General features: G+C 60.6%; 19 protein-coding genes and 2 pseudogenes. 9 read left to right on the forward strand and 12 right to left on the reverse strand.

What is annotated here, in order from left to right:
• From MMS95_RS09775 to MMS95_RS09785, 3 genes are all read right to left on the reverse strand, one after another.
• Positions 1-892 (reverse strand): sugar phosphate isomerase/epimerase (locus MMS95_RS09775; protein WP_242141609.1); only part of this gene is annotated, 892 nt, incomplete at its 3' end.
• A gap of 10 nt (positions 893-902) precedes the next feature.
• Positions 903-2,078: a Gfo/Idh/MocA family oxidoreductase gene (locus tag MMS95_RS09780; protein WP_103085275.1), complete on the reverse strand. Its 1,176-nt coding sequence runs from the start codon at positions 2,076-2,078 to the stop codon at positions 903-905.
• A gap of 66 nt (positions 2,079-2,144) precedes the next feature.
• Positions 2,145-3,068: a substrate-binding domain-containing protein gene (locus tag MMS95_RS09785; protein WP_242141610.1), complete on the reverse strand. Its 924-nt coding sequence runs from the start codon at positions 3,066-3,068 to the stop codon at positions 2,145-2,147.
• A gap of 317 nt (positions 3,069-3,385) precedes the next feature.
• Between MMS95_RS09785 and MMS95_RS09790 the strand changes: the two genes are divergently transcribed.
• Complete coding sequence (locus tag MMS95_RS09790; protein ID WP_060559671.1) at positions 3,386-4,408, forward strand: LacI family DNA-binding transcriptional regulator; 1,023 nt, start codon at positions 3,386-3,388, stop codon at positions 4,406-4,408.
• 34 nt (positions 4,409-4,442) lie between these two features.
• Here the strand turns inward: MMS95_RS09790 and MMS95_RS09795 are convergent, their stop codons facing one another.
• Positions 4,443-5,105, reverse strand: a complete 663-nt coding sequence (locus MMS95_RS09795) for a hypothetical protein (RefSeq protein WP_242141611.1) — start codon at positions 5,103-5,105, stop codon at positions 4,443-4,445.
• Positions 5,106-5,279: 174 nt separating this feature from the next.
• Here MMS95_RS09795 and MMS95_RS09800 point away from each other — a divergent pair, with 174 nt between their 5' ends.
• Entirely contained in the window at positions 5,280-5,660 is a 381-nt protein-coding gene (locus tag MMS95_RS09800; protein WP_033633032.1) for a nuclear transport factor 2 family protein, read from the forward strand.
• A 253-nt stretch (positions 5,661-5,913) separates the two neighbouring features.
• Here MMS95_RS09800 and MMS95_RS09805 read toward each other — a convergent pair whose 3' ends face one another.
• Entirely contained in the window at positions 5,914-6,255 is a 342-nt protein-coding gene (locus MMS95_RS09805; protein WP_050501253.1) for a GrpB family protein, read from the reverse strand.
• A gap of 271 nt (positions 6,256-6,526) precedes the next feature.
• On the opposite strand from MMS95_RS09805, the gene MMS95_RS09810 reads away from it, so the two are divergent.
• Positions 6,527-6,904, forward strand: a complete 378-nt coding sequence (locus MMS95_RS09810) for a VOC family protein (protein ID WP_033633031.1) — start codon at positions 6,527-6,529, stop codon at positions 6,902-6,904.
• Between the two features lie 85 nt (positions 6,905-6,989).
• Here MMS95_RS09810 and MMS95_RS09815 read toward each other — a convergent pair whose 3' ends face one another.
• Entirely contained in the window at positions 6,990-7,448 is a 459-nt protein-coding gene (locus tag MMS95_RS09815; protein WP_016927702.1) for a YbaK/EbsC family protein, read from the reverse strand.
• A 168-nt stretch (positions 7,449-7,616) separates the two neighbouring features.
• On the opposite strand from MMS95_RS09815, the gene MMS95_RS09820 reads away from it, so the two are divergent.
• Positions 7,617-8,042 carry a DUF2231 domain-containing protein gene (locus MMS95_RS09820; RefSeq protein WP_021503704.1) on the forward strand — a complete coding sequence of 142 codons (426 nt, stop codon included), beginning with the start codon at positions 7,617-7,619 and terminating at the stop codon, positions 8,040-8,042.
• Between the two features lie 10 nt (positions 8,043-8,052).
• On the forward strand, positions 8,053-9,354 hold the full coding sequence (locus MMS95_RS09825) for a sorbosone dehydrogenase family protein (protein ID WP_103085278.1): 1,302 nt from the start codon (positions 8,053-8,055) through the stop codon (positions 9,352-9,354).
• 40 nt (positions 9,355-9,394) lie between these two features.
• Here MMS95_RS09825 and MMS95_RS09830 read toward each other — a convergent pair whose 3' ends face one another.
• Entirely contained in the window at positions 9,395-10,003 is a 609-nt protein-coding gene (locus MMS95_RS09830) for a class I SAM-dependent methyltransferase (RefSeq protein WP_242141612.1), read from the reverse strand.
• A 231-nt stretch (positions 10,004-10,234) separates the two neighbouring features.
• Between MMS95_RS09830 and MMS95_RS09835 the strand changes: the two genes are divergently transcribed.
• The 3 genes from MMS95_RS09835 (at position 10,235) to MMS95_RS09845 (ending at position 13,231) form a co-directional block, all read left to right on the forward strand.
• Positions 10,235-10,636, forward strand: coding sequence for a DUF2946 domain-containing protein (locus tag MMS95_RS09835; RefSeq protein ID WP_072010104.1), 402 nt, complete (start codon positions 10,235-10,237; stop codon positions 10,634-10,636).
• A 280-nt stretch (positions 10,637-10,916) separates the two neighbouring features.
• Positions 10,917-12,929 (forward strand): TonB-dependent copper receptor, encoded by a 2,013-nt coding sequence (locus MMS95_RS09840; protein WP_347340951.1) that lies wholly within the window; start codon positions 10,917-10,919, stop codon positions 12,927-12,929.
• Between the two features lie 140 nt (positions 12,930-13,069).
• A complete protein-coding gene (locus MMS95_RS09845; protein ID WP_015377897.1) occupies positions 13,070-13,231 on the forward strand; it encodes a hypothetical protein in 162 nt (53 codons plus the stop codon).
• Between the two features lie 19 nt (positions 13,232-13,250).
• Here the strand turns inward: MMS95_RS09845 and MMS95_RS09850 are convergent.
• The 3 genes and pseudogenes from MMS95_RS09850 to MMS95_RS09860 form a co-directional block, all read right to left on the reverse strand.
• Positions 13,251-13,451, reverse strand: a pseudogene (locus MMS95_RS09850) (LysR family transcriptional regulator); the annotation flags it as partial.
• 4 nt (positions 13,452-13,455) lie between these two features.
• A pseudogene (locus MMS95_RS09855) lies at positions 13,456-13,568 on the reverse strand (LysE family translocator); the annotation flags it as partial.
• A 92-nt stretch (positions 13,569-13,660) separates the two neighbouring features.
• Positions 13,661-14,215 carry an NAD(P)H-dependent oxidoreductase gene (locus MMS95_RS09860; RefSeq protein WP_033633026.1) on the reverse strand — a complete coding sequence of 185 codons (555 nt, stop codon included), beginning with the start codon at positions 14,213-14,215 and terminating at the stop codon, positions 13,661-13,663.
• 101 nt (positions 14,216-14,316) lie between these two features.
• Between MMS95_RS09860 and MMS95_RS09865 the strand changes: the two genes are divergently transcribed.
• Complete coding sequence (locus tag MMS95_RS09865) at positions 14,317-14,676, forward strand: helix-turn-helix domain-containing protein (RefSeq protein ID WP_004937947.1); 360 nt, start codon at positions 14,317-14,319, stop codon at positions 14,674-14,676.
• 4 nt (positions 14,677-14,680) lie between these two features.
• Here the strand turns inward: MMS95_RS09865 and entS are convergent, their stop codons facing one another.
• Both entS and MMS95_RS09875 read right to left on the reverse strand, forming a co-directional pair.
• Positions 14,681-15,964, reverse strand: coding sequence for an enterobactin transporter EntS (gene entS, locus MMS95_RS09870; protein WP_103085280.1), 1,284 nt, complete (start codon positions 15,962-15,964; stop codon positions 14,681-14,683).
• Positions 15,965-16,022: 58 nt separating this feature from the next.
• On the reverse strand, positions 16,023-24,533 hold the full coding sequence (locus MMS95_RS09875) for a non-ribosomal peptide synthetase (protein WP_242141613.1): 8,511 nt from the start codon (positions 24,531-24,533) through the stop codon (positions 16,023-16,025).
• Positions 24,534-24,579: the final 46 nt, after the last annotated feature.

The raw sequence follows: 24,579 nt of genomic DNA on the forward strand, positions 1-24,579 counted from the left end.
CCCCCACCGACATGGTCAAGTCTTCCATTTCCAGCGACACCCAGTCGTTGTAACCCATCATGCGTACCACCGAGAAGAATTCCTTCCACCACTGCAGATCCCGGCCGCAGCCGACGGCGACATAGTTCCAGGCCCGGCCAGCTACCTCGTCGATCGGTTTGGTCTCCAGCAGCCCGTTGATCTCGACGACGCCGCGCTCCAGGCGCACGTCCTTGCCGTGTACATGGTGAATGGCGGGGCCGAGGGCGCGGGCCACCGCGATGGGATCCGCGCCCATCCAGATCAAGTGGCTGGGATCGAGGTTCAAGCCCACCATTGGGCCAACGGCCTCGCGCAGCCGGAACAGCGTTTCCGGGTTCCACACCAGCATGGCGCTGAAGTTTTCCAGCGCAAAGCGCTCGACGCCGCACGCTTTGGCTCGGGCGACCAGCGCCTGCCAATAGGGGATCGCCACCTCATTCCATTGATAGTCCAGACAGTTTTTCACCGTAGGCGGCCAGCTGACGGTATAGGTGATCCAGTTGGGGATGGTGTCATGCGGGCTGGCCGGCGGCAGGCCGCTCATCATCACGATCTTCTTCACCCCCAGCAGGCCGGCCAGCTCCAGCGTATTGTCGGTTTGGCGCAGATGACGCTGCCCCAGCTCGCCCGGATCGAGCGGATTGCCGGAGACATTGAGCGCGGCGATCTCCATGCCGCGGCTGGCCAGCGCTTGCTGCAGCCGCCGGCGTTTGGCGGGGTTGGCCAGCAGTTCCTCGGTATCCAGATGGGGCGCCGGGGACCAACCGCCGGTGGTCATCTCCACACCGCGCACCCCCAGCTCCAGCAGCCGATCCAGCATCGGCTCGAAGGGTAAATGGCTCAGGCTGTCGGTACAGAACGAAAGTTTCATGGTGCTTTCCTTATTGGTAATTAACCCAGGTGGCGCCGTTGTCGGCGGAACGAACACAGTTCTCAATCCAGCGCACGCCTTCCAATCCGGCATCGATATCCGGATAGATCAGCGCGGCCAGCGTCTGCCGATCGCCGCGCTGACTGGCGCTGATGGCGATGGCGAACTTGAGGTAAATATTGGCCCAGGATTCGGCCAGCCCTTCGGTATGCAATGCGCCGAGCCGTTCCTCGGCCAGCGCGCTGTCGTCCAGATAGGGCATGCCGTGGTGCAGCGTCTGGCTGGGCCGCCCCTGGATCTCATAGCGTAATTCGCCGGGTGTGGAATCACTCCATTGCAGGCTGGCGCGTGAGCCCACCACGCGGATGCTTTGGCTGTCCATCGCGCCCGCGTTGATGGCGGAGGCCCACATGCGCCCGACGGCGCCGTTTTCGTAGTGCATCAGCACCATGGCATTGTCTTCCAGCGGGGCGCGGGAAGGGATAAAGCTCTGGCGATCGCACAGCAGGGAGGCAATTTTCATGTCGGGCATGACCAGCTGTGAGATGTAGAAGGTGTGGGTGGAGATGTCGCCCAGCACAAAGGAGGGGCCGGCGATTTTCGGATCGACGCGCCACTTTTGCGCCTCGAACGTGTCCGCGCTTTCATTGGCGTTGAAGCCATGGGTGTACTGCAATTCGACCATGCGTATTTCGCCGATGTCGCCGTTCGCGATCATGGCGCGCATCTGCATCAGCAGCGGATGCCCGGAGAAGCCGTAGGTCACCCCGACGATCAGGCCTTTCTCCGCCGCCAGCGCCTTGATTTCTCTTGCCTCCGCCGTGGTAAAGAACAGCGGTTTTTCGCAGATGACATGCAGGCCGGCATTCAGCGCGGCGCGCGTAATTTCATAGTGGGTGCCGTTAGGGGTGGCGATGGTCACCACCTCAACGCCATCTTCGCGGTTGGCCTCTTGTTTCAGCAACTGCTGATAGTCTTCATAGCAGCGTTCGGTGGGCACACCGAGATTGACGCCAAACTCACGTCCGCGCGCCGCGTCGATATCAAAAGCGCCGGCAACCAGCCGATAGGCGGTATTGTCGCGCAGTGCGCCGGAACGATGCTTGTAGCCCACCTGGCTGAGGCGGCCGCCGCCGATCATCGCCCAACGCAGCGGGCGAGAGATGCTTCTTTCACCATTTAACATGCTGACTCCTGATATTGTGGTTTTGCACTCGGGTGCAAAACGGGTTGAAAAGAGAGTGGCAACGGTTTATTTCTGGTTCATCTGTGCAAATTGCGGGTAGTTTTCTCGCGTCACGGTGGCATAAGGCACCCAGTTGTAAGACTCGGTTTTGGCGCGATCCAACATCGCTCGGGTCACTTGTACCGCGCCGATCGCCTGGGCTTTGGCATCCTGGAAAATGGTCACCGCCAGGTCGCCATTTTTGATAAATTGCAGGCCGTCGGGCGTGCCGTCGATACCGGCAACCAGTACGCCGTTCTTTTTGGCCTGCTTCAGCGCCATGATCGCGCCGATGGCCATCTCATCGTTGTTGGCGGCGATCGCATCGATCGGTACGCCGTTCAGCAACCAGCCGGAGACCACGTCGACCGCTTCATTGCGCTGCCATTTGGCGGTCTGTTTCTCTACCACGTTCAGGTCTTTGTGTTTGGCGATCACCGCCTCCACCGCGCGGGTGCGTTCGCGGGTTTCTTCGTTGGAGAGGGCGCCCATCAGGATCGCCACGTTGCCGCGGTAATTCATTTTTTTCGCCAGGGCCTCCATCTGCAGGCGGCCGCTGAGCGCCGAATCGGAGCCGACGTAGGCCGTCGCGCCGCTCAGCCGCACTTCGGGTTTGCGGTTGACGAAGATAAGGGGGATAGCGGCGCGTTTGGCGGCCGCTATCATCGGCTGGACGCCTTGCGTATCAACCGGGTTGAGGATAATGGCGTCCACGCCCTGATTAATCAGATCGTCTACCTGCTGCACCTGCAGGGCGACATCGCCTTTGGCATCGACGAACTGGCCTTGCAGCTGTTGCGCAGCCAGTTCTCGCGCCATTTGGCTGCGCAGGATGGAGACAAAGTTGAGATCGAAATTGGCCAGCGCCACGCCGACCTGATAGCTCTTGGCCTGAGCGGTCACGACAAACAGCGAGCAGGCTAACATCAACAGCAGTCTGGTTTTTTTCATTACGGTATCCTGTTGAGAAGAGAGGTGTTATGTAAAAACAGCGTTTCTGCAACCGGGTGCAAATCAGAAGAAAAAACGGCGATGAGTCCCTGAATGCCACCGTGAATGTCGGCCATGGATAAAATTTGGTCAACAGGGGAAAGGTGAAAATAGCGCGGACGATCACAAACTCTTTACGTTTTGCACCCGGTTGCACAGCAAATTGCAATCGGGTGCAAAAACGATACATAATTGCAGCTGATATGCCGGCAGGCGCTTAGGGGATCTGAGCGAGCAGGGTATAGTTTAACTTCACCGAAGCAGGGATCGACGCAACCATGAAAAAACACCACAAAGCCACCGCCAGCGACGTCGCCGAAAAGGCAGGCGTCTCTAAATGGACGGTATCGCGCGCCTTTACGCCCGGCGCGTCGATCTCGGACAGCGCGCGTGATAGCGTGTTGGCGGCGGCGGCCGAGCTGGGCTATCGGCCAAACCTGCTGGCGCGCAGCCTGTCGCAAAAACGCACGCACATCATTGGCGTGGCCATCGACGAGATGAAGAACCCGCATTCGATGATGATGCTCGATATGGTCACCAAACAGCTGCAAACTCGCGGTTATATGGCGCTGCTTCTGAACATCACTGCGGGGGAAAACTACCGGGCGGTGATGGCGATGGCCGATCAGCTGCAGGTCGATGGCATTTTGTTCCTGGCGACGGTGTTAACCAAAGAGTGGGCGGCGATCGCGCAAGATCTGCATCAGATCCCGCTGGTGCAGGTATGTCGCAATACGGAAAGCGAACACATTGATGTGGTCAATATCGACGGCTACCGCGCCGGCGAAGAGATCGCTGCGCTGCTGATAGAACAAGGGCATCGGCGCTTTGGTTACATGAAGGGGCCGGACACGCAAAGCAGCCATTTACTGCGCATGGAAGGCTACCGCGACAGGCTGATGGCCGCCGGCTTTCAGCTGGATCGGGTGCTCACCGCCGGCCACTACGATCGCCAACGCGGTTTCCAGCTGATGAGCGAATACCTGCAGGCAACGCCGGAAAGCGAGCGGGTTGAGGCGCTGTTCTGCGAGAATGACGTGCTGGCGCTGGGGGCGCTCGAAGCGCTCAGGCAAACGGCGCCGTCGTCCGCGATGGCCGTGGTGGGCTTCGACGATATCGATGAGGCCGGCTCAGCCAATTGGGCGTTGACCAGCTATAGCCAACGCATCGACCGGCTGGTTGAAGAAGCCTTGAATCGCCTGATCGACAATCGCGCCACGGCAGACGGCGCCTGGCGGCACGGGGAATTGCGGGTTCGGCGGTCGCATGTGAAGCAAGACAGAATTCAGATCGCTGATTGAGCTCATGGCGGATAACATTTCCGCCATGCAAAAATTATGGCGTTTCATCCGGCACTGAGATAAGCCAGGGTGTAGCTGAGCCATTTTTTATGGCTTCAATATAATTTTCTGCCAAAATCTGATTTTTTGCAGATATTTCACAGAACATTACCAGCTGGCCGAATAGTTCAGTATCATCATTGATTTCATTAGGGATTGCTTCCGGAACGAATGTAACTGCGCGTTTAGACAACGTTCGCACGGTGAATTTTTTACCAATGACAGGTAGGTCATCAAACGCATTAACACCTATCTCAAGTGAATTTAGAGAGGGTGAGTAGACGGCATACCAAGATTTTTTATAGCAAAAAATGTCGCTTTTGAATTCTGGCATTTCTTTGAAATCAATTGAGTTTTCCGTTTTTATTCGCTTTATGGCAGCTAATATATACTTTTTCGTTGAGTATACATCCTTGATTAAGATGGCAACACATAAAGAAAAAAAGCCTGCTGCAATAAAAGAAAATATGGCAATCAGAATGCTAGTGTCAGAAAGGTCTGAATTTAATAAGAAAATTATAACAATGCCGATAACTAGAGAGAAGGCTATATTTATCAACCCATCTTTGCTTTTTATTTCCTTCTTGAACTTCACAATAAAATAAATTAATGCAACAAAGACTAAACCATAAAAAAAGAGTAGTGACCGATCGGGCATGATTCCATTCGCCAAAAAATTGATATTACGTTTAATTTATAGTAATGGTTTAAAATAAGCAATGTCAGGTTTGATTTTCAACCGTTATGGCAGGAGTCACATCAACTCAAATCTGACCCTGTGTGAGTTTCTTGTCTCCAGATTTTACGTAGCGCGATCAAAAAAGAGGGCATTTTGACCTGTTTTGCAGAGTTGCTGAATCTAATCCAGATGCTTGAAGTTGAACTGCATCGGCCAATGGTGCGCCGCGATCCGCGGCGCGTCGCGGCATTGCTGCATGAAGACTTTGAAGAGATTGGCCGTTCAGGGCTGCGTTATGACAAACGCCAAACCGTTGCGGCGCTGGAAATGGAAACTGAACATCCGCAGATTTTTGCCGAAGGTTTTAAGCTGGCGCAAATCAGCAAAGGCGCCGTGTTGCTGACGTATAAAAGTTTTCAGCGTGATGCGCAGGGCCACGCCGTTCGTTGCACCGAACGTTCATCGATTTGGCTTCTGACAGCCAAGGCAGGTTGGCAAATGCGGTTTCATCAAGGCACGCCGACTGATGAGTGATTGCATTTAAAAGCGGCCGAGTGGCAGTAAGCCTGGCGGTAAAACGGGATGTCAGAGGGATGGATAGCGTTGAAGGTGAGGCGGGAGATAATGTGCAGGGCTAAACCCGGTACGTCTCCAGTGATTCAATTTAACATAATATACATTATGCGCACCTAAGTGCGGGTATGTAGATTATGCGTCCAGGCCTGATTCATGGGGTTTCTTCTGTGGCCAACCAGGCCAGCGCCAACTGCTCGTGCCGTTGAATAAATTAGTTTTTCAACCGGCCATAAGCCGCTGGGTTTTGCCGGCAGTCTTCTGCTGCCTGGTATTTGATTGCCGCGTATTGCTGAGCAACACCATGATGCTTGCGCAGATAATCTCTGAACGCCAAATGCCCGATCGCCTGTTCACTTCCCGCAATAAATGCATGCACGTGATGCGTGCGTTTGCCGTTTCCCTTGATGTCGTAACGCCTGCCGGCAATGCCGTTCTCGCCACGCGGCGTATATCCCATGTCACGCATCCTGTCATTCAAGCTATCCAACGCCGGCAGACTTTCAACCTCCAGCAATATATCAATCGTTGGGATCGTGATGATGCGCGCTGACATTTTCCACTCCAATAATGATGACCGGGCATGGTTTCCAATGGCGCATACCTGCCGATATTGGCCAAAAATCCCCTGCTTTTTTGATCGCGCTACGTAAAATCTGATAAAACGTGGCGGCTACGATACTGCAGATTTCTCCCAAACGCGTCATATAAGCGGGCAGTATTTGCACGCTAAATGCGCATTGGCGCGCGTTTCATCACTTTCGGCGCCCACTACGGCGTTGGCTATACTGAATGGGAATATTCCTCCACGCTCCAGGAGCCTCTCCATGTTTGATCATGTGAAATTTGGCGTCAGCGACTTTGCCCTCAGCAAAGCGTTTTTCCTCAATGCGCTGGCGCCGCTGGGCGTAAAGATCGTTGCCGAAGGCGAGCCCGGCTATGGCGTCGAACTTTGTCCCGATCGGGGTAATGTGTCATTGTGCCTGTTTCAAACCGACGAAAAGCCGGCACACCTACACCTGGCATTTGTCGCAAGCAGCCGTGAGCAGGTCGATGCGTTCTACCACGCCGCGCTAAAAGCCGGCGGCAAAGACAATGGCGCGCCCGGTTTACGGCCCAATTACCATGCCCACTACTATGCGGCATTTGTGATCGCCCCGGATGGCCACAATATCGAGGCAGTTTGCCACAATCCGATGGACTAGTGATTTTTCCAGTTAAAACAGCATATTAATCACGAGGTAATACATTGGATTTAACATAACACAATTGTGACATCGTCACTTAAAGTTACCCCGTCACGTCAATCCATTCTGCTCCGGTGATGCTGGCCAGCCGCTGCGGCGCAATTCTCACGCCTGAGTTATCGCTGCCGCCTGCCGGAAGCACTTCACTGTAGCTGCACAGGCTGCGATCGCAGTAAACTCTCACCGTTGCCGGAGCGGCAAAGGGGCAAACGCCGCCGGGCGGATAGCCGGTCAGCGCCTCCACCTCCTCCGCCGGCAGCATGCGTGCCTTTACGCCAAAAAATTGCTTGTACTTCTTGTTATCGATTCTGGCGGTTCCCGCCATCACCAACAACACCACGCCGTCGTTCACGCGAAACGAAAGCGTCTTGGCTATCTGCCCGCCCTCCACGCCAAAGGCTTCCGCCGCCAGCGCTACCGTCGCGGTGTTCTTTGCCAGCACCGTCACCGCCGTTTCCGGCGCGTGCTCGGCCAGAAATCGCTGAACGCGCTCTACACTCATGCCCTTCCTCCAGATGTGGCTAAGCCATTGATAATGCCGTAGTGACGGTTTCGGTTTTAACATCGCATGCTAAAAATGAGAATCAAAATTGTTCAAATCGGTGAATCTGAACAAAGCTTTAAGGGGCCAACGCCTTTTTTATCTATCATTTTTCATGGAGATAACCGTATGACCACGCAAACGACAGCAAGGCCTTCAGCGGCCGCGGTGGCCGTCTATGAATGGCTCAATCCGATACCCTACGGATTTTTTACCGCGGCGCTCATTTTCGACATCATCTATGCCTGCACGGCGAATATTCAATGGGTCAATGGTGCCAGTTGGCTGATCGCCATCGGCCTGATTTTTGCCATTATTCCCCGGCTGATTAACCTGGTGCAGGTGTGGTTCGGCAGCGGCCGGCTACAGGGCTCATCGGTCAAGCTCCATTTCTGGCTGAATCTGTTGGCCATCGTTCTTGCCATTATCAACGCTTTCGTGCATAGCCGGGATGCGTATGCCGTGGTGCCGCAAGGCCTGGTGCTGTCTGCGATCGTGGTCGCGCTGCTGAGCTTCGCCAACATTCTGCTGGCCGTGAGCGCCCGCGCAAAATAAGGAGGTTTTCATGAAGCTATCATCCATTGCGATTGCGCTTTCGGCCGTGTTGGCGCTGGCCGGCTGCGATAACAGCGCCGTCATTTCGCCGGAACAACAAATGGGGCCGGATCCGGCGTTGCCGGCGGCGCAAGACTTCCTGATGCCGCCGATGCAGGTGCCAAAGGGCGTGGGCTGGCAGCAAAACCAGATGCCAAAAGTCGCCGAAGGCTTGAAAATTGACAAGGTGGCAGACGGTTTGCTGCACCCGCGTCAGTTGCTTACCCTGCCCAACGGCGATGTTTTGGTGGTGGAGGCCAACGGGCCGGGTACCGAAGCGGTCAGCACGCCCAAGCAGCTGATCGCCGGATTGGTTAAGGGCAAGTCAGGTAAAGGGGGAAAAGGCGGTAACCGCATCACCCTGCTGCGCCCAACCGCCGACGGCAGTTGGGAAAAGCATGTCTTCCTCGAGGGGCTCGATTCTCCGTTCGGCGTTCAGCTGATTGGCAACACCCTGTATGTGGCCAACACCGGCAATATCATGCAGTACGCCTATCAGCCGGGCGAAACGCGCATCAGCGATCCGGGTAAAGAGCTGGCCGATCTGCCGGACACCATCAACCATCATTGGACCAAGGCCCTGCTGGCCAGCCCGGACGGTAAAAAGCTGTATGTCGGCGTCGGCTCCAACAGCAACATCACCGAAAACGGCCTGGCCGTAGAGTACCGGCGCGCCGCCGTGCTGGAAGTGGACACCGCCTCCGGCGCCAGCCGCATCTTCGCCAGCGGCCTGCGCAATCCGACCGGGCTGCAGTGGGAACCGCAAAGCGGCAAGCTGTGGGCGATTGTCAACGAGCGTGACGAGATCGGCGCCGATCTGGTGCCGGACTACCTGACCTCGGTGCAGGACGGCGGCTTCTACGGCTGGCCTTACAGCTATTTCGGCCAGCACGTCGATCGTCGGGTACAGCCGGCGCGGCCGGATCTGGTGGCGAAAGCCATCAAGCCGGACTACGCCCTCAGCTCGCACGTCGCGCCGCTGGGGCTGCTGTTCTACACCGCGAGCGCTCTGCCGGCCGACTATCGCGGCGGCGCCTTTGTCAGCGAGCACGGCAGCTGGGATCGCTCGCCGCTGAACGGCTATCGGGTCAGCTACGTGGCGTTTGAGCAAGGCAAGCCGGTCGGTAAACTCAAAGCGGTGGTCACTGGCTTTGTCTCCGACGACGAGAAGGAACTCTATGGCGCACCGGTTGGATTAGCGGTCGATAGGGCTGGCGCCCTGCTGATTGCGGATGATGTGGGCAATACCGTTTGGCGCGTCAGCGCTAAATAACGTTAACGTGCAGGTTCCGAAGAACCTGCACGTGACATTGTCACTCAATGCTTTGCGCCAACCAGACCGTTCTTCCCCCGCAGGCGGGATCTTCCACCACATGATCAACCACGCGGAAGCCGTTCTCCTGCAGCAAGCGCGTATACTCCTCAGGCGCCAGGCTGGCGTGAAACAGCGGCTGGCCTTCGAAATTGCCGATCGCCACGCCGTCTTCAGGGCCGCTGGTGAACATCAGTGCGGCATTCGGCTTGGCGTGCCGCCTGAACAGTAGAAACATGCGGCGCTGATCGTCGCGCGCCAAATGGAAGAAGCTGTCCCAGGCCAGCAGGCCGTCGAATCTTGTCGCCAGATTCAGCTGGCGCATATCCATCTGCCGCCACTCCTGCTGTGGAAAACGCTGGCGGCAGCGCGCGATCATCGCCTGCGCACCGTCGATGCCGGTGACTCGATACCCTTGTTCGATAAAATAGGCGGCGATCGGCGCGCCATTGCCGCAGCCGAGATCGAGCAGCCGCGCATTGGCCGGGGTAAGCTGTAAAAAGTGGTCGAGCCACGGCCGCTCAAACAGCGTGGTGGGTCTGAGGCGTTCCCAGGCGGCGGCATGTGCGTCATAAAGCGGAATAATCGTGCTCGCCAGTTCTTCCGTCATTAATATTTTCCCCGTTATGTTATTGGCGCAATAAAAATAGCCTTTGGTCAAAATTAACGCGCTTGTCCGATAATATATTCATCAACAGGCCGTTGACCAGGAAATAAAAGGTTTTAACATTTCGACATAAACCAGTACAATTCCCTATCCTGTGTTAACCCTTTTTTTAGGTTGATTGTGTCGTTAATTCAGCCCCATGCATCGCGAAATCGGGCCGCCGCCTGGTTAGGGATGTTTGCCATTCTGATGTTGTTCATTGCGCCGGTGATCTCGCGATCCCTGGAGCATGCGCGCGCCGGAAGTGCTGGAACGACCGTCATGGCGGATTGCGGCATGGATATGCCGATACATCACGAGATGCACTCGCCGCCGCCTGAACCTGAAAAAGCCGCGCAGCCGCTGATGCAGCACGGCGGCGGCCACCACAACATGGCGATGATGATGGACGACAGCGCCTGCGGCTACTGCGTGCTGTTGTTGCATGCGCCGCTGCTGGACGTGAGCCACGCCCCGCTGTTCTGGTCCCTGCCGCTGGCTTCACGCCCGCCGCCGATCCACTATCTCGTTCCCCTGTTTGCCCACGTCGTTCACACCGAATTACAGCCGCGCGCGCCGCCCGTCTCTTTCCTCTGATTTAACAATAAGCCCATTGCCGTTCTCTGTATTGCCGTTGATCGCTTCAACCCGGCGGAATTAATTCGCCCAATGGTTAATCATCGAGACGACATTATTAGCCCGGTTATTTCCGCGTTCAGGGAATTACCCCCCCGTATTTACCGATGGTGATTTTCGCCAGGCCTCCCCACGCCTGAATAATCCCTCGGCCAAGAACGGAAAAAAGTTAGCTTAAGGAAAGATGATGTTTAAACCCGTTTATAAAAAGAACGCCGCCACCCGCGCCATTACCACCGCCATGCCGCTGTTCCTGCTGGCCGGCCACGCGGCGCAGGCGCATCAGCACCCTACCGACACACAGGTTAATGATGGCGACGTGATCACCGTCACCGCACCGCTCTACTCTCCGCTGACCATCGTGACGTCACCGAAAACCCCGCGCCAGCCGGTGCCCGCCAGTGACGGTTCGGACTATCTGAAAACCATTCCAGGCTTTTCTCAGATCCGCAACGGCGGCACCAACGGCGATCCGGTGTTTCGCGGCATGTTCGGTTCGCGGTTGAAGATCCTCACCGACGGTTCGGAAATGCTGGGCGCTTGCCCATCGCGAATGGACGCGCCCACCTCTTATATCTCGCCGGAAAGTTTCGATCTGCTGACCATCACCAAAGGGCCGCAGACGGTGCTGTGGGGGCCGGGATCGTCGGCGGGCACCGTGCGTTTTGAGCGTGAACGCCCGCGCTTCGACAAGCCGGGCGTCAAAGGCAACGCCAGCGTGCTGACCGGTTCCAACGGCCGCTGGGACGAGAATATCGACGCCAGCCTCGGCGCCGAGCAAGGTTACTTGCGGGTGATGGCCAACAAATCCCGCTCCAACGACTATCAGGACGGCACCCATACGCGCGTGCCGTCGCGTTGGGACAAATGGAACGGCGATCTGGCGCTCGGCTGGACGCCGGATGCCGATACGCTGCTGGAAGTGACCATGGGCCGCGGCAACGGCGAAGCGCGCTATGCCGGCCGCAGCATGGACGGTTCGCAGTTCAAGCGCGAAAGCCTGGGCATGCGGGTGGAAAAATCCAACATCGGTGAGGTGCTGGATAAGCTGGAAGCGCAGGTCTACTACAACTACGCCAACCACGTGATGGACAACGTCACCCTGCGCTCGCCGGGCAGCGGCGGCATGGGTGGGCACGGTGGCCATGGCGGCATGAGCATGGGCGGCCATGGCGGGCATATGATGTCCTCCGGCATGACGATGCAGCTCGATCGCCGCACCGTCGGCGGCCGGGTGATGGGCACCTGGCAGTGGCAGGACGTGAAGCTGGAAAGCGGCCTGGACACCCAAACCAATACCCACCGCAGCATGAGCCGCGGCAGCTGGGAAAAAGACGCCCAGTTCAACAGCTACGGCGCCTTCAGCGAACTGACCTGGTCCACCAGCGAACAGGATAAACTGATCGGCGGCGCGCGCCTCGATCGCACCCTGGTGGAAAACTTCCGCAACGGCGGCGATGCGGAGCGTTCCGACACCCTGCCGAGCGGCTTTATGCGCCTTGAGCACACGCTGGCCGAGCTGCCGCTGATGCTGTACGCCGGCGTCGGTTATACCGAGCGTTTCCCGGATTACTGGGAGCTGTTCTCGCCGAAGCTCGGCCCGAACGGCAGCAAGGATCCGTTCGCCAGCGTCAAGAGCGAGAAAACCACGCAGCTTGATATCGGCGCGCAGTATAACGGCAAGCGCTTCAACGGTTGGGTCTCCGCTTACCTGGGCCGCGTCGATGATTTCATCCTGTTCAAATACGATCCGCACAACGCGCGCCTCAGCCAGGCCGACAACGTCAACGCCAACATCATGGGCGGCGAAATGGGCATGGGCTACCAGCTGAGCGAACACTGGAAAACCGACGCCAGCCTGGCCTACTCCTGGGGTAAAAACACCCGCGACGGCCGCCCGCTGCCGCAGATCCCGCCGCTGGAAGCGCGCCTGGGGCTGACCTACGAGTACGGCGACTGGAGCGGCACCGGCCTGTGGCGTCTGGTCAGCAGCCAAAACCGCGTGGCGATCAACGAAGGCAACGTGGTGGGCAAAGACTTTGCCGAAAGCGCCGGCTTCGGCGTGCTCTCCGCCAACGCCGCCTACAAGGTGAATAAAAACGTCAAGCTGAGCGCCGGTCTGGATAACATCCTGAACAAGACCTACAGCGAGCACCTCAACCTGGCGGGCAACAGCGCCTTCGGCTATTCGGCCAACAGCGCGGTGAATGAACCGGGCCGCACCCTGTGGGCCAAGGTTAACGTCACCTTCTAAGCTATTCACCGGGCGATGGGTAACCGTCGCCCGGTCAGGCGATATGCGATCCGGTTCTTAGGATATGAGTTTTAAGTTTTTCCCATTCGGTTAGGCGGCGATTACTATCATCCTCAGGTTAATCATTGCCCGGAGGGAATATGCAAAAGATCACTCGTTTTCTGGCCCTGCTCGGCGAGCTGATGATCGAAAAAGCCGAAGACACCGCACCACAGGCTGCCCAGCCTGACGATCGTGACGACGCGTTGCCACCGCGCCTTGAGCGTGGCGTTCCGCTGGCCGACCGCTTCCTGTTCATGTAATTTCCCGCGCTGTTTCCGCTCACACTGAACGCACGATATGTTCGCGCAGCCACTGGTGAGCGGGATCCCGATGCGATCGTTTGTGCCACAGCATAGTCATTTCAAAACCCGGCACCGCCAACGGCGGTTTGAGTTGCTGCAATAAAGGGTGGTTGCGCGCCAGCTGCTCCGGCAACATCGCCACCAAATCGGACTGCGTCAGTACCGAGATAACTAAGAGAATTGAGCAGCGCGATACGGCGGCCTAGGCCGATACCCCGGGCCAGCGTGAGCATCATGTCTGGCCCAGGAGAGTGAGTGCAACAAGAAAAGCAATAAACGTTTCGGCCGAAGGCATGGGGGTTATCACCGGCGAGTCATAGGAGACGGTAATCATATTCCTCCCCGGACATTCGCAACAGCACTATCAGGCGCATCAGGGGCGTGTCGTTAATTCAGGGCAGCGAGAAATGCCCGATAGCCCTGCGCGCTGCTGTCCAGCTCGTGCTGCTGAACCTGCTCTGCCGCCCCGTCCGAAGCGGCTTCCTTGCCGTAAAAGGCAAAGAACGAAGCATAGTCGGCCCGCACGTAACCGGCGGTGACTTCAAACGGCCGGAAGATTTCCTCCAGCGAGTAGCGATAACGCCCTTCACGCGCGTAATCTTCTGCGCGCACGCCCGCCGTGACCGCCAGCGCCAGTTTCTTGTTCTGCATCTTATAGCCGCTGCGGGAACCGTAGGCCCAGCCGTAGGTGAGCACGTCGTCCAGCCATTTTTTCAGCAGCGGCGGGCTGCTGAACCAGTAAATCGGGAACTGCAGCACGATGTTGTCATGCGCTTCAATCAACTGCTGTTCTTTGGCAACGTCGATCTGCCAGTCCGGATAGGCCTGATGCAGTTCGTGCACGGTATACAGCGCCGGATAGCGGCGCAGTTCCTCCAGCCAGCGTTTGTTGACCACCGAGTTCGCCATATCGGGATGGGTCACGACCACCAAGGTTTTCATACTGAGTTCTCCAGTCAGGTGTTTCGACGCATCTTAGGGTATGCTGACAGAATGTAAAATACGCACACTCACGACACATACTTACCCTGGAGAAAGTGTAAATGACCGCCGAATCCCGCTGCAGCCCAACGGGCATCAGCCTCGAAGACACCGGCTATGGCTATACGCTGTCGGTGATCAACGGCAAATACAAAATGATTATTCTTTACTGGCTGGCGCTGTATAAGCCGGTATTGCGGTTCAACGAACTGCAGCGCTGTATCGGCACCATTTCGTACAAGACGCTCAGTTCGACGCTTAAAGAGCTGGAAAAAGATCGGCTAGTGGTGAGAAAGGAGTATCCGCAGATCCCGCCCAAGGTGGAGTACAGCCTGTCCGAGCGCGGGCGTTCGCTGATCCCGGTGATCGACATGATGTGCCACTGGGGCGAACAGCACCGGCCGGAGCCGCCGGTGCCATAAGGGGTTAATTGTCCGCCGCCGCTGAGGTTGCCGGAGCGGGTTCATCGTGCTCGACCAACGCGTCTGCCGGCCGGCACTGGCGCAGCGTGCGCACGCTGCAGGCCACCAGCACGCCCAACAAGGCGGCGAACGCACCGAACGACAGCACGCTCATCAACGGGGTAAACATCCTGCCCAGAACGCCGAGCCCCAGCGCGCCGATCGAATCGCCGGTCACGTCCTGTGCGGTGCCGAGGCTGTTCACCCGCCCCAGCAGATGGTCCGGCGTGTTGCTCTGGATCAGCATGAACTGCAGAAGTGAGGCGATGGCATTGGCATAGCCGTAGCACACCAGCGCCAACAGCGCCGGCGCCAGATGGCTGAACAGCCCCAGCGATGCGATGGCGGTGAACGCGACGATAGCGGCGGCCAGGATCAGCACGCCAGGGCGAGAGAAACGCCCCACCCAACCGCTGGTCAGCGCGCCCAGCATCGCACCGAGCGGCACCGCAGAATACATCAGGCCAATTGAGGAGGCGCCGACGTGGTAAGCGTCCTGCGCCAGCGCCGGGAACAGCACCCTGACGGCGCCGACGATGCTCATCAACATCCCCAGCAGCACCACCGAGCCGACCACCTTATTGCGCCAGACAAACTGGAAGCCGCTGGCGAGCGCGCGCAGCGGGTGTTCCGGCTCCTGCTGCTGCGGCAGCAGCGTCGGCAAGCGCACCAGCGGCACAAGGGTGCCCAGCGTCCCGGCCGCCGCGACGGCGAAGGCGAGACCGACGCCGCCGAACACGATGATAATCCCCCCCAGCGCCGGCGCCAGGATCGCGCCGATGCGCACCGTCACCATGCTCAAGGCCCCCGCCGCCGCCAGGTTTTCGCGCCCGACCAGCAGCGGGATCACCGCCATCAGCGCTGTCATGCCCAGCGCGCCAAAGAACCCGTCCCAGGCCGCCAGCAGGTAGAGCGCCCACAGCGAAGGCGCCGGGGTAAAGGCGTTCAGACTCAGGGCGACAAAGCCCAGCCCGCAGGTGCCGCGCGCGAACAGGATCAGCTTGCGGCGATCGTAGCGATCGGCGAGCACCCCGCCCAACATCAGGCCGATAAACATGCCCACCCCGTCCAGCGCCACCGCCACGCCCACCTGCAACGTGGAGCCGGTCATCGCCTGGATCTGAATCGGCACCCCCACCGCCAGCATGCCGAGGGAAAACACCGACAGCATGCGGGCGCAGAAAATCGCGCGAAAATGCGCATTGCTTCTCAGCAAACTGAAATCAAGAAAAAAAGAAGGTCTGGCCATAGTGTCCTGCATATCATGTTTTAGTACGGGCCGTGGCGCACGCCCCGGCCCGGTTGCGTTATATCAACCCGTATTGCCGCGTCAGCAGCGAATGCAATAGCGGCCCAAGCGTCTCCAGCGAGGCCGGCGACAGGATGTCTGCGTGCTCGCAGCCTTGGTGATGGCAGATCAGCCCATCCAGATACGGCGCCCACACGGCGTTGATATCCATCTCTGGCGGCAGCGTCCGGTCGGCGACGAACAGCGTCGCCGTGCCGTGGAAACGCTGACTGCGCGCCTGAGAAAGAAGGCGCACCGCGTCGCGGTAGTTGGCGACAATGCTGTCAAACATCGCCGCCTTCTCCGCCATCAGCGCCGGATCGCCATGATCTTCCGCCATAAACTCGGCCTGCTCCTGCGCCACCTCCTTCTGCGCCTCCTCCTCGGTGGGGCCGGTCCAGTCCTGGCCTTCCGGCGGATAGGTATCCAGCATGCCGAGGAACGCTACCTCCTCCCCCTGCTGCTGCAGACGCGCGGCCATCGAATGCGCCAGCGTGCCGCCGAGCGAATAGCCCAGCAGGTAGTAAGGCCCCTGCGGCTGCAGGCGGCGCAGAGTGGCGAGATGACGATCGACCATCTGCTCAATGTCTTCGCAGGTGGCGATGGCACCATCCGGCCTTGGCGACTGCAGCCCGATAATCGGATAGCTCCCCGGCAGATACCGGCTCAGCCCCGAGTACTGCCAGGCGAAACCGGAAGCCGGGTGCAGACAGAACAACGCCGGGCCTTGGCCGGCCCGCAGCTGCAGGCATTCGCCGACGCCGCGGCTTTCGGCCGAGTTGGCGGCCTGCACGTCATCAAGCAGATGCGCCATCTTCTCCAGGCTACGGGCGAACATGATTTGCCCGACGGTCAATGGCCGAGGGACGCGCCGCCGCAATTCCGCCGCCAAACGCATCGCCAGCAGCGAGTGGCCGCCCAGTGCGAAGAAGTCGTCGTCGGCGTACACGTTTTCACGACCCAGCAGTTCCCCGAACAGCGCCGCCAGTAGGCGCTCGCTGTCGCTGTGCGGCGCGCGGCCGCTCTGCGGGTTCAGCTGCGGCCGTGGCAACGCCTTGCGATCCAGCTTGCCGCTGGCGCTGAGCGGGAAGCTGTCGGTCATGACATAGCTGACCGGCATCATATGCGCCGGCAAACGCGCCTCCAGCGCCTGATGCAGTACGGCGGTATCCAGCGTCACCCCCGGTTGGGCGATCAGCCAGGCGACCAACTGCCGCATATCGGCGCCGCCCAGTCCCGTCGCGCCCTCGCCCAGTTCGATGGCGTGCACCGCCGCTTGCGCTACCCCCGGCTGCGCCAGCAGCGCCTGCTCGATTTCACCCAGCTCAATGCGCTGGCCGCGGATCTTCAGCTGATCGTCGCTGCGGCCCAAATACTCGACGCTGCCGTCCTCCAGCCAGCGGGCGATATCGCCGGTGCGATACATGCGCGCGCCGTTGCCGGCGGGATCGGCGACAAACCGCTGCGCCGTTAATCCCGGCCGATGCAGATAGCCGTCGGCCAGCTGAATGCCGCGCAGGTAGAGATCGCCGGCGCAACCGACGGGCACCGGCCGCAGCATGGCGTCGAGAATGCTCAGTTGGGTGTTCCAGACCGGTTTGCCGATCGGCACGCCGGCGCCGCTCACCGCCGCCAATGCCTCGCCGGACGCCGGTTGATAGGTAACATCGACCGCCGCCTCCGTCGGGCCATACAGGTTATGCAGCGGCGCGGCAACCAATGCCTGATAGCGGGATGCCAGTTCACACGACAACGCCTCACCGCTGCAGAACACGCGTTTCAGGCTGGCGGCGGCGCGCTGCGGCGCCCATTCGTTCAACGCCTCAACCCAGATAGCCAACATCGACGGAACGAAATGCAGCGTGGTCACGCCATAGTCGTCGATCAAGGTCGTCAGCGCCTGCGGATCGCGGTGCGCCTCCGGCGGCGCCATCACCAGACGCGCGCCGACCATCAGCGGCCAGAAGAACTCCCAAACGGAAACGTCGAAGCTGCACGGCGTTTTCTGCAGGACCACGTCCTGCGTATCAAGCGCATACTCATGCTGCATCCAGAACAGACGGTTGACGATCGCCCGGTGGTTCACCACCACGCCTTTCGGCCGCCCGGTCGAGCCGGAGGTATACAGCACGTAGGCGGGATAATCGCCGCTCCCCGCCGCTGGGCGCGGTGCCGGTTCACGCCCGCTGTCATCCAGCGCATCGAACCGCAGCGTCGGCGCCAGCGCGGCGAAGCGGGCATCCAACGCGCTCTCGGTGATAATCAGCCGTGGTTTGGCGTCCTCCACCATGTAGGCCAGCCGCTCGTCCGGGTAACCGGTATCCAGCGGCAGCCAGGCGGCGCCGGTCTGCACAATCGCCGTCAGCGCCAGGCTGAGGCGTACCGAACGCGGCAACGCCACCGCGACGATATCGCCCGGCTGAATGCCGGCCGCCGTCAGCCGTTCGGCCAACAGCGCGGCCTGGCGCTGCATGTCACGGTAGCTGAGGCTGTGCCCGGCGTCCTGCAGCGCGATGCGTTCCGGCGTGCGCCGCGCTTGCTCGGCGATCGCCTGATGCAAGGTGGTGTCCGCCACCGCCTGCCCGGTGCGGTTGACCGCCGCGACCAGCGCCTGCTCCTGCGGCGTTTGCAATTGCCAGTGCGGCAGCGGCAGATCCGGCTGCGCTATCCATTGTTGCAGCAGCGCCATCAGCCGTGCGGCGAAGCGTTCAGGCTGCAGCACCGAATCGCGGTACTCCATCAGCAGACGCAGGCGCTCGCCCGGCAGCACCAGCAGCGTCAGCGGATAGTGGGTATAGCCTTTGTTACGGATGGCATCGCAGCGCAAGGAACCTGCGCCGCCAAGCAAGGCGTCGTTGTCCGGGTAGTTTTCCACCACCAACAGCGTGTCGAACAGCGTGCCCGCCCCGGCCAGATGCTGGATCTCCCCCAAACCCAAATCGTCGTGCTCCAGCAGTTCAATCTGCCGATGCTGCAGTTCGGTCAGTTGATCCGTCAACGAACGGTCATGCTGCAGACGAACCCGCACCGGCAGCGTGTTGCTGAACAGGCCAACGTGTTCCTCAATCCCTTCTATCTGGCCAAAGCGGCCGGAAACCGGCGAGCCGAACACCACGTCCTGATGGCCGCAACAGCTGGCCAGCTGCAGCGCCCAGATGCCCTGCATCAGGGTATTGAGCGTCAACCCGCGTTCGCGGCACAGGGTCAGCAAGCGCCTTTCCTCGGCCGGCGGCAGCGTCATTTCCAACTCATGCACGCGATCGTTATGCGATTCACCGAACAACAACGTCGGGCGCACATCCTGCAGCGTCTCACGCCAGAGGCGGCGCGAGGCGTCGGCATCCTGCGCGGTCAGGCGGCGCACGATATCGGCGTAGTTCGAGCGCAGCGGCGGCAACGCCTGCTCGCCTTCACGCAGGGCCAGCATCAGATCGTTGAGCACCACCGGCGTCGACCAGCCGTCGACAATCAGATGGTGCGCGTTAAGGAACAGCGTGTAGCGTTCGCTATCGCCGTGTTTGATCCGCAGCGCATGCAGCATCGCGCCCGGCTGATTAAACAGATCGCGCCGCAACTCTTCCTGTTCCAGTTCATGCAGCGCCTGCGCTTCTTGCTCTTCGGACAGCGGCGGCAGCTTACGACTGTCCAGCGGCCAATGGCTTTCCTGCGGTATCAGCTGCAGCGGTTCCCCCTCGCGGTTGAACCGGGCGGCCAGCTGCGGATGGCGGCGGATCACCGCATTCAGCGCCTGCTGGAGTTGATGTTCGTCCAGCTCGCCGCAGAGGCTCAGGCGCGTCAGCGAGTTATAGCTGCCGCCCTGCTGCGCCGTCTGCGCATGGAACAGCAGGCCATGTTGCAACGGCAACAGCGGCAGCGCCGCGGCCAACGGCCCGCACTCTTGCTCCCAGGCGCGCACCGTCTCATCGTCAACGTTCGGCTGGGCGATCTCGGCCGCCACAAACGTTGCCGCCGCGCGTTCGGGATGACGCTCGGCAAACTCGCACAGTGAACGCACCGCTTGCTCGATGCCGCTGTGCAGCTGCGCAATGTCGCTCTCGCTGAAAATCGCCTCCAGCCAGCTCCAGTTGATCGCCAGGCAGGCGCCGTCGCGCCGCTCTTCGACAAAGATATTCACCTCCAGGCCATACGACAGCGCCTGCTGCGCATCCTGCGCCACGGCGAAGGCGTCGCGGAAGCGGGTTTGGCTGCGTTGCGGCGTCCAGTTCCCCTCATCCTGGCTGAAACGCCCGAGGTAGTTGAACAAGATTTCCGGCGCATTGCGCTGCGCCAGCGCCGCCAGTTCGTCACGCTGCGGATGCAGATAACGCAGCTGGCCATAACCGACGCCGCGATCGGCCACCGCTCGCGTCGCCCGTTTCACCGCACGCACGGCCTCATTGTGCTCAGCGTCGTGCAGTTCAATGTGCAGCGGATACTCCGCCGTCAGCCAGCCGACGGTGCGGGCCAGATCGATTCCGTCGTCCAGTTCGGCGCGGCCATGCGACTCCAGAGAGAAACGCAGCGAAGCGGCCTGGAAACGGCGGCGGCAGGCCTGAGCCAGCGCGCACAGCATGATCTCTTCAACCTGCGCGCGGTATCCCTGCGGCAATGTGCCGAGCAGCGCGGCGGTCAGCTGGCTGTCGAGCAGCGTGCGTTTTTCCGATACGTCGCCAGTGCGATCGCTAAGCGGATCCAGCGCGCGTCGCCCCAAACGCGGTGCGCCGTCCGCCAGCATCCGCCGCCAGAACGGCAGCTCGGTTTCCCGGCGTTCAGCGTCGGCTCGTAGGCGTGCAGACCACTCATAGAGCGAGGTTTCTTCCGGCGGCAATGTGATCGGCTGCCCCTGCATGGCGCTGTCGGCCACCTGCCGCAGCTCGTCGAGCAGGATGCGCCAGGAAACGCCGTCGACTACCAGGTGATGGATCGCCAGCACCAGCCCCAGGCTCTGCCCGTCGCGCTGCAACAGGATGCCTTGCATCATGGCGCCGGCAGCCGGTTCGAGATGGTCAAGTGCGGCATCAAACGCCTGTTCCGCCGCTAACTCCAGCTCACCGGACACGCTATCAACCTGCATCAGCTCACCGGCGGCGGTGGTTTCAACCACCAACTGACCGTCGCGGATCCGCGCGCCCAGCGCCGGGTGCGCCGCACGCAACTGCTCCAATGCATAACGCAGCTGTTCCGGTTGCAGCTCGGCAGGCACGCGCAGAAAAACGCCGTGCGCGAAACGACGATGCATATCGCCCGTCTCGGCAAACCAATGCAGGATCGGCAGCCCGTCGATCGGGCCTTGTTGCACGCTGCGCGCAGCCTGAGAGTCTACGGCCAGCGGCTGCATCGCCTGCGCCATGCGCGCGGGGGTGTGCAGCGCGAAGATCTCGCGCGGCCGCAGCAGATACCCTTTGCGCCGCAGGGCGGTGCCCAGCCCCATCGCCGAGATGCTGTCGCCGCCGAGCGCGAAGAAATCGTCGTCGGCGCCGATGCGATCCATCCCCAGCAGCTGCGCCATGGCGCCGCAAATCAGCCTTTCCTGCTCGGTGGCCGGCTCGCGAATGCTTTGCGCCAGCGTCTCCTGCGGTTTGGGCAGCGCCTGGCGGTCAATCTTGCCATTCACGTTAAGCGGCAGCTCCGGCATCACCACCAGGATCGCCGGCACCATATAATCCGGCAGACGCTGCGCCAGTTGCCCCAGCAGTTCGCTTTGCAGCGAGGGTGAGGCACGGCGCGCGTCATCCTGTACCGAGCAATAGCCGATCAGGCGATAGGTGGCGCCGATCGGCTCGGCGATCGCTACCGCCCGCCCCACGTCCGGCAAGGCGGCCAAAGCGCTTTCCACCTCACCCAGCTCGACGCGGAAGCCGCGCACCTTGATTTGGTGATCGGTCCGGCCAATGAACACCAGCTGGCCCTCCGCGCTCCAGCGCATCAGATCGCCGCTGCGGTACATCACCTCGCCTTCGGCGAACGGATTGGCGACAAAGCGCGCCGCCGTCAGATCCGGGCGCCGCAGGTAACCGCGCGCGATGCCTTTGCCGGAAATGTACAGCTCGCCCGCCGCGCCGATCGGCACCGGCTGCAGGCGGCCGTCGAGCAGCCAGACTTCGGTATTGGCGAGGGGACGGCCAATCACCGGCTGTTCGGCGGCAGTGACCGGCGCGCCGAGGGTATCGACGGTGTATTCGGACGGGCCGTAATAGTTGTGGATCTCCACCTCCGGATGCTGCTGCATCAGGTTCCACAGCGTCGGCGTCGCCGCCTCGCCGCCGATCATCACGAACGCTGGCAGCGGGAACTGCCCCTTCAGCAGGCCGCAGTCCACCAGTTGCGAGAAGAATGACGGCGTGATGTCCAGCAGATCGATCGGCGTCTGTTGGGTTTGTTCGAGCAGCGCCCAGGGATCGCGGCGCAGCTCCTCATCGAAGATGACCAGTTCGCTGCCCATCATCATGCAGAACAGCGGTTCCCAGGAGGAGTCGAAAGAGAACGAAGCGGTATGGCCGGCGCGCAGGCGGCGCGCATGGCGAGCCTGGAATTTTTCGATCGCCGGGCCAAACAGCGAGGCCTGATGCGACAGGAACAGGTTCAGCAGCCCGCGGTGCGTGGACATCACGCCCTTGGGTTTGCCGGTCGAACCGGAGGTGTAAATCATATAGGCCAGATGCGCCTCGTTCAGCGGCGCACGCCGTTCGGCATCCGTTATCGGCGCAGCTTCGGCGGCCGCGCAGCGCGCCAGGCACGCTGCGTCGTCCAGGCACAATACCTGTGGCAGATCCGGCATATTGATCTGCGTAGCGCGGTGGGTCAGCAACATCGCCGGCCGCGCGTCGTCGCACATCAGCGCCAGGCGTTCACGCGGGTAATCCAGATCGAGCGGCATATAGGCCGCGCCGCTGGCCAACACGCCGAACAGCGCGACCAGCGTGTCCACCGAACGCGGAATGCCGATGGCGACCACGTCTTCCGCGCCGATGCCGCTTTCGATCAGCACTCGCCCCAGCTGCATCACCCGTTCGGAGAGCTGACGGTAGCTGAGGCGCACATCGCCGCAGGCCACCGCCAGCGCCTCGGGCTGCCGCTCAACCTGGCGCTGAAACGCATCCATGATTGACACCATGCCCGCCGGCGGCGTCAGATGCGCGCCGCGCCCCCAGGCCGCGAGCTGCTTTAACTCCCCTTCGCCGATCAACGCCAGTTGACCGTTCGGCTGGTGCGGCTGCCGCGCCAGTTGCTGCAGCCAATGGCCGATGCGCTCCGCGTGGTGATGCAAGGTGCGCGGCGAGTATTTGGCCGGGTTGGCCACCAACGACAGCGTCAGCACGCCGTTGCGAAAGCCGATCTCAAACTCGAGATCGTCGACCGGCCCCATCGCCAGCGTATGGGTAACGGCCGCCTGCCCGTCGAAAGACAAGGCGCTGTGGTAAACCTTGACGTTGATCACCGGGCCGTACAGTTCCTGATGGCCGCCGACCAGGCCGAGATCGCGTTTGATCTGCTCCGCTTCATAGCGTTGATGGCGGCGCGCCTGTTTGATTTGCGCCACGGTCGCCTGGCAGACGTCCGCCAGCGACATCTCCGGCGTCACATTCAGCAGCAGCGGCAGCACGTTAACCACCGGGCCGACCGCCGCCAGCGCTTGGGAGCCCATACGGCGCATGAAAGGAAAACCGAGTGAAAAACGGGTTTCGCCGCTCATGCGCGCCAGATACATCGCCAGCGCCGCCGTGACGATATCGGCCGGTTGCAGCGACTGCAGCGCGCCATCGCGCAGCGCTTCGTCAAACAGCGATTCCGGCAGCACCAGCGCCTGTTTGAGCGGCCGGGCGCCCGGTTCAACCTCCCGACTCTCCGTCGATAACGACAGCGGCGACGGCAAATTGCGCAGATGCTGTTGCCAGAATTCGGCCGCCCGCCGGCGCGCCGGCGACGTTTGCCATTGCTGAAACTCTTCCACCACCTTGCCGAACGGGGTAAACGGCGATGCCGCCGGCGACAGCCCGTGTCGCAGCGCGCGATAGATATCGGCGATCCGACGGGTGATGGCCTCGAAGCTGAAGCCGTCCAGGGTCAGATGATGAAAGCGCTGGTACCAGAACCAGCGATCGGCGCTGACGCGGATCACCGCATGGCGATAGAGCGGCCGTTCGCCGTCCGCCGGCAGATCCTGCGCCAGATCGTCGTTCATCAGCGCCAGCGCCGCCTGCTCGGCGTCCGGCCGCGCGCTGAAATCGAACCACTCCGGCGCCTGCACGCGTGCGGGATCGGCTATCAGCGGTAAACGCTGCACCGGCTGGCCGTCCTGCGCCTCAAAGAATCGCGCCTGAACCGTATCCGCTTCGGCCAGCCCCTGACGGATCGCGCGCTCCAGCGCAGAACGATCGATAGCGCCGTGCAGTTCGGTGTAGTGCGCCACGGCGAAGCTGTTGCGGCGCAGCGCGATTTGGTCGGCGATCCAGATCCCCGGCTGCGCAGCAACCAGCGGATAATCCCGATACTCGACCTGAGTATCCGGTAAAGAAAGCGTTTCTGACATGGTGTCTGTCCTTTCCCTCAAACGGAATATATCGATTGTGCCTGGC

Source organism: Serratia sp. PGPR-27, from assembly GCF_022678525.1.
Lineage (GTDB): Bacteria > Pseudomonadota > Gammaproteobacteria > Enterobacterales > Enterobacteriaceae > Serratia > Serratia nematodiphila.

Coding starts and splice junctions, on each gene's coding strand:
- MMS95_RS09780 (WP_103085275.1), bottom strand. CDS start 2,078: ATGTTAAATGGTGAAAGAAGCATCTCTCGCCCGCTGCGTTGGGCGATG.
- MMS95_RS09785 (WP_242141610.1), bottom strand. CDS start 3,068: ATGAAAAAAACCAGACTGCTGTTGATGTTAGCCTGCTCGCTGTTTGTC.
- MMS95_RS09790 (WP_060559671.1), top strand. CDS start 3,386: ATGAAAAAACACCACAAAGCCACCGCCAGCGACGTCGCCGAAAAGGCA.
- MMS95_RS09795 (WP_242141611.1), bottom strand. CDS start 5,105: ATGCCCGATCGGTCACTACTCTTTTTTTATGGTTTAGTCTTTGTTGCA.
- MMS95_RS09805 (WP_050501253.1), bottom strand. CDS start 6,255: ATGTCAGCGCGCATCATCACGATCCCAACGATTGATATATTGCTGGAG.
- MMS95_RS09810 (WP_033633031.1), top strand. CDS start 6,527: ATGTTTGATCATGTGAAATTTGGCGTCAGCGACTTTGCCCTCAGCAAA.
- MMS95_RS09815 (WP_016927702.1), bottom strand. CDS start 7,448: ATGAGTGTAGAGCGCGTTCAGCGATTTCTGGCCGAGCACGCGCCGGAA.
- MMS95_RS09820 (WP_021503704.1), top strand. CDS start 7,617: ATGACCACGCAAACGACAGCAAGGCCTTCAGCGGCCGCGGTGGCCGTC.
- MMS95_RS09825 (WP_103085278.1), top strand. CDS start 8,053: ATGAAGCTATCATCCATTGCGATTGCGCTTTCGGCCGTGTTGGCGCTG.
- MMS95_RS09830 (WP_242141612.1), bottom strand. CDS start 10,003: ATGACGGAAGAACTGGCGAGCACGATTATTCCGCTTTATGACGCACAT.
- MMS95_RS09835 (WP_072010104.1), top strand. CDS start 10,235: ATGTTTGCCATTCTGATGTTGTTCATTGCGCCGGTGATCTCGCGATCC.
- MMS95_RS09840 (WP_347340951.1), top strand. CDS start 10,917: ATGCCGCTGTTCCTGCTGGCCGGCCACGCGGCGCAGGCGCATCAGCAC.
- MMS95_RS09845 (WP_015377897.1), top strand. CDS start 13,070: ATGCAAAAGATCACTCGTTTTCTGGCCCTGCTCGGCGAGCTGATGATC.
- MMS95_RS09860 (WP_033633026.1), bottom strand. CDS start 14,215: ATGAAAACCTTGGTGGTCGTGACCCATCCCGATATGGCGAACTCGGTG.
- MMS95_RS09865 (WP_004937947.1), top strand. CDS start 14,317: ATGACCGCCGAATCCCGCTGCAGCCCAACGGGCATCAGCCTCGAAGAC.
- entS (WP_103085280.1), bottom strand. CDS start 15,964: ATGGCCAGACCTTCTTTTTTTCTTGATTTCAGTTTGCTGAGAAGCAAT.
- MMS95_RS09875 (WP_242141613.1), bottom strand. CDS start 24,533: ATGTCAGAAACGCTTTCTTTACCGGATACTCAGGTCGAGTATCGGGAT.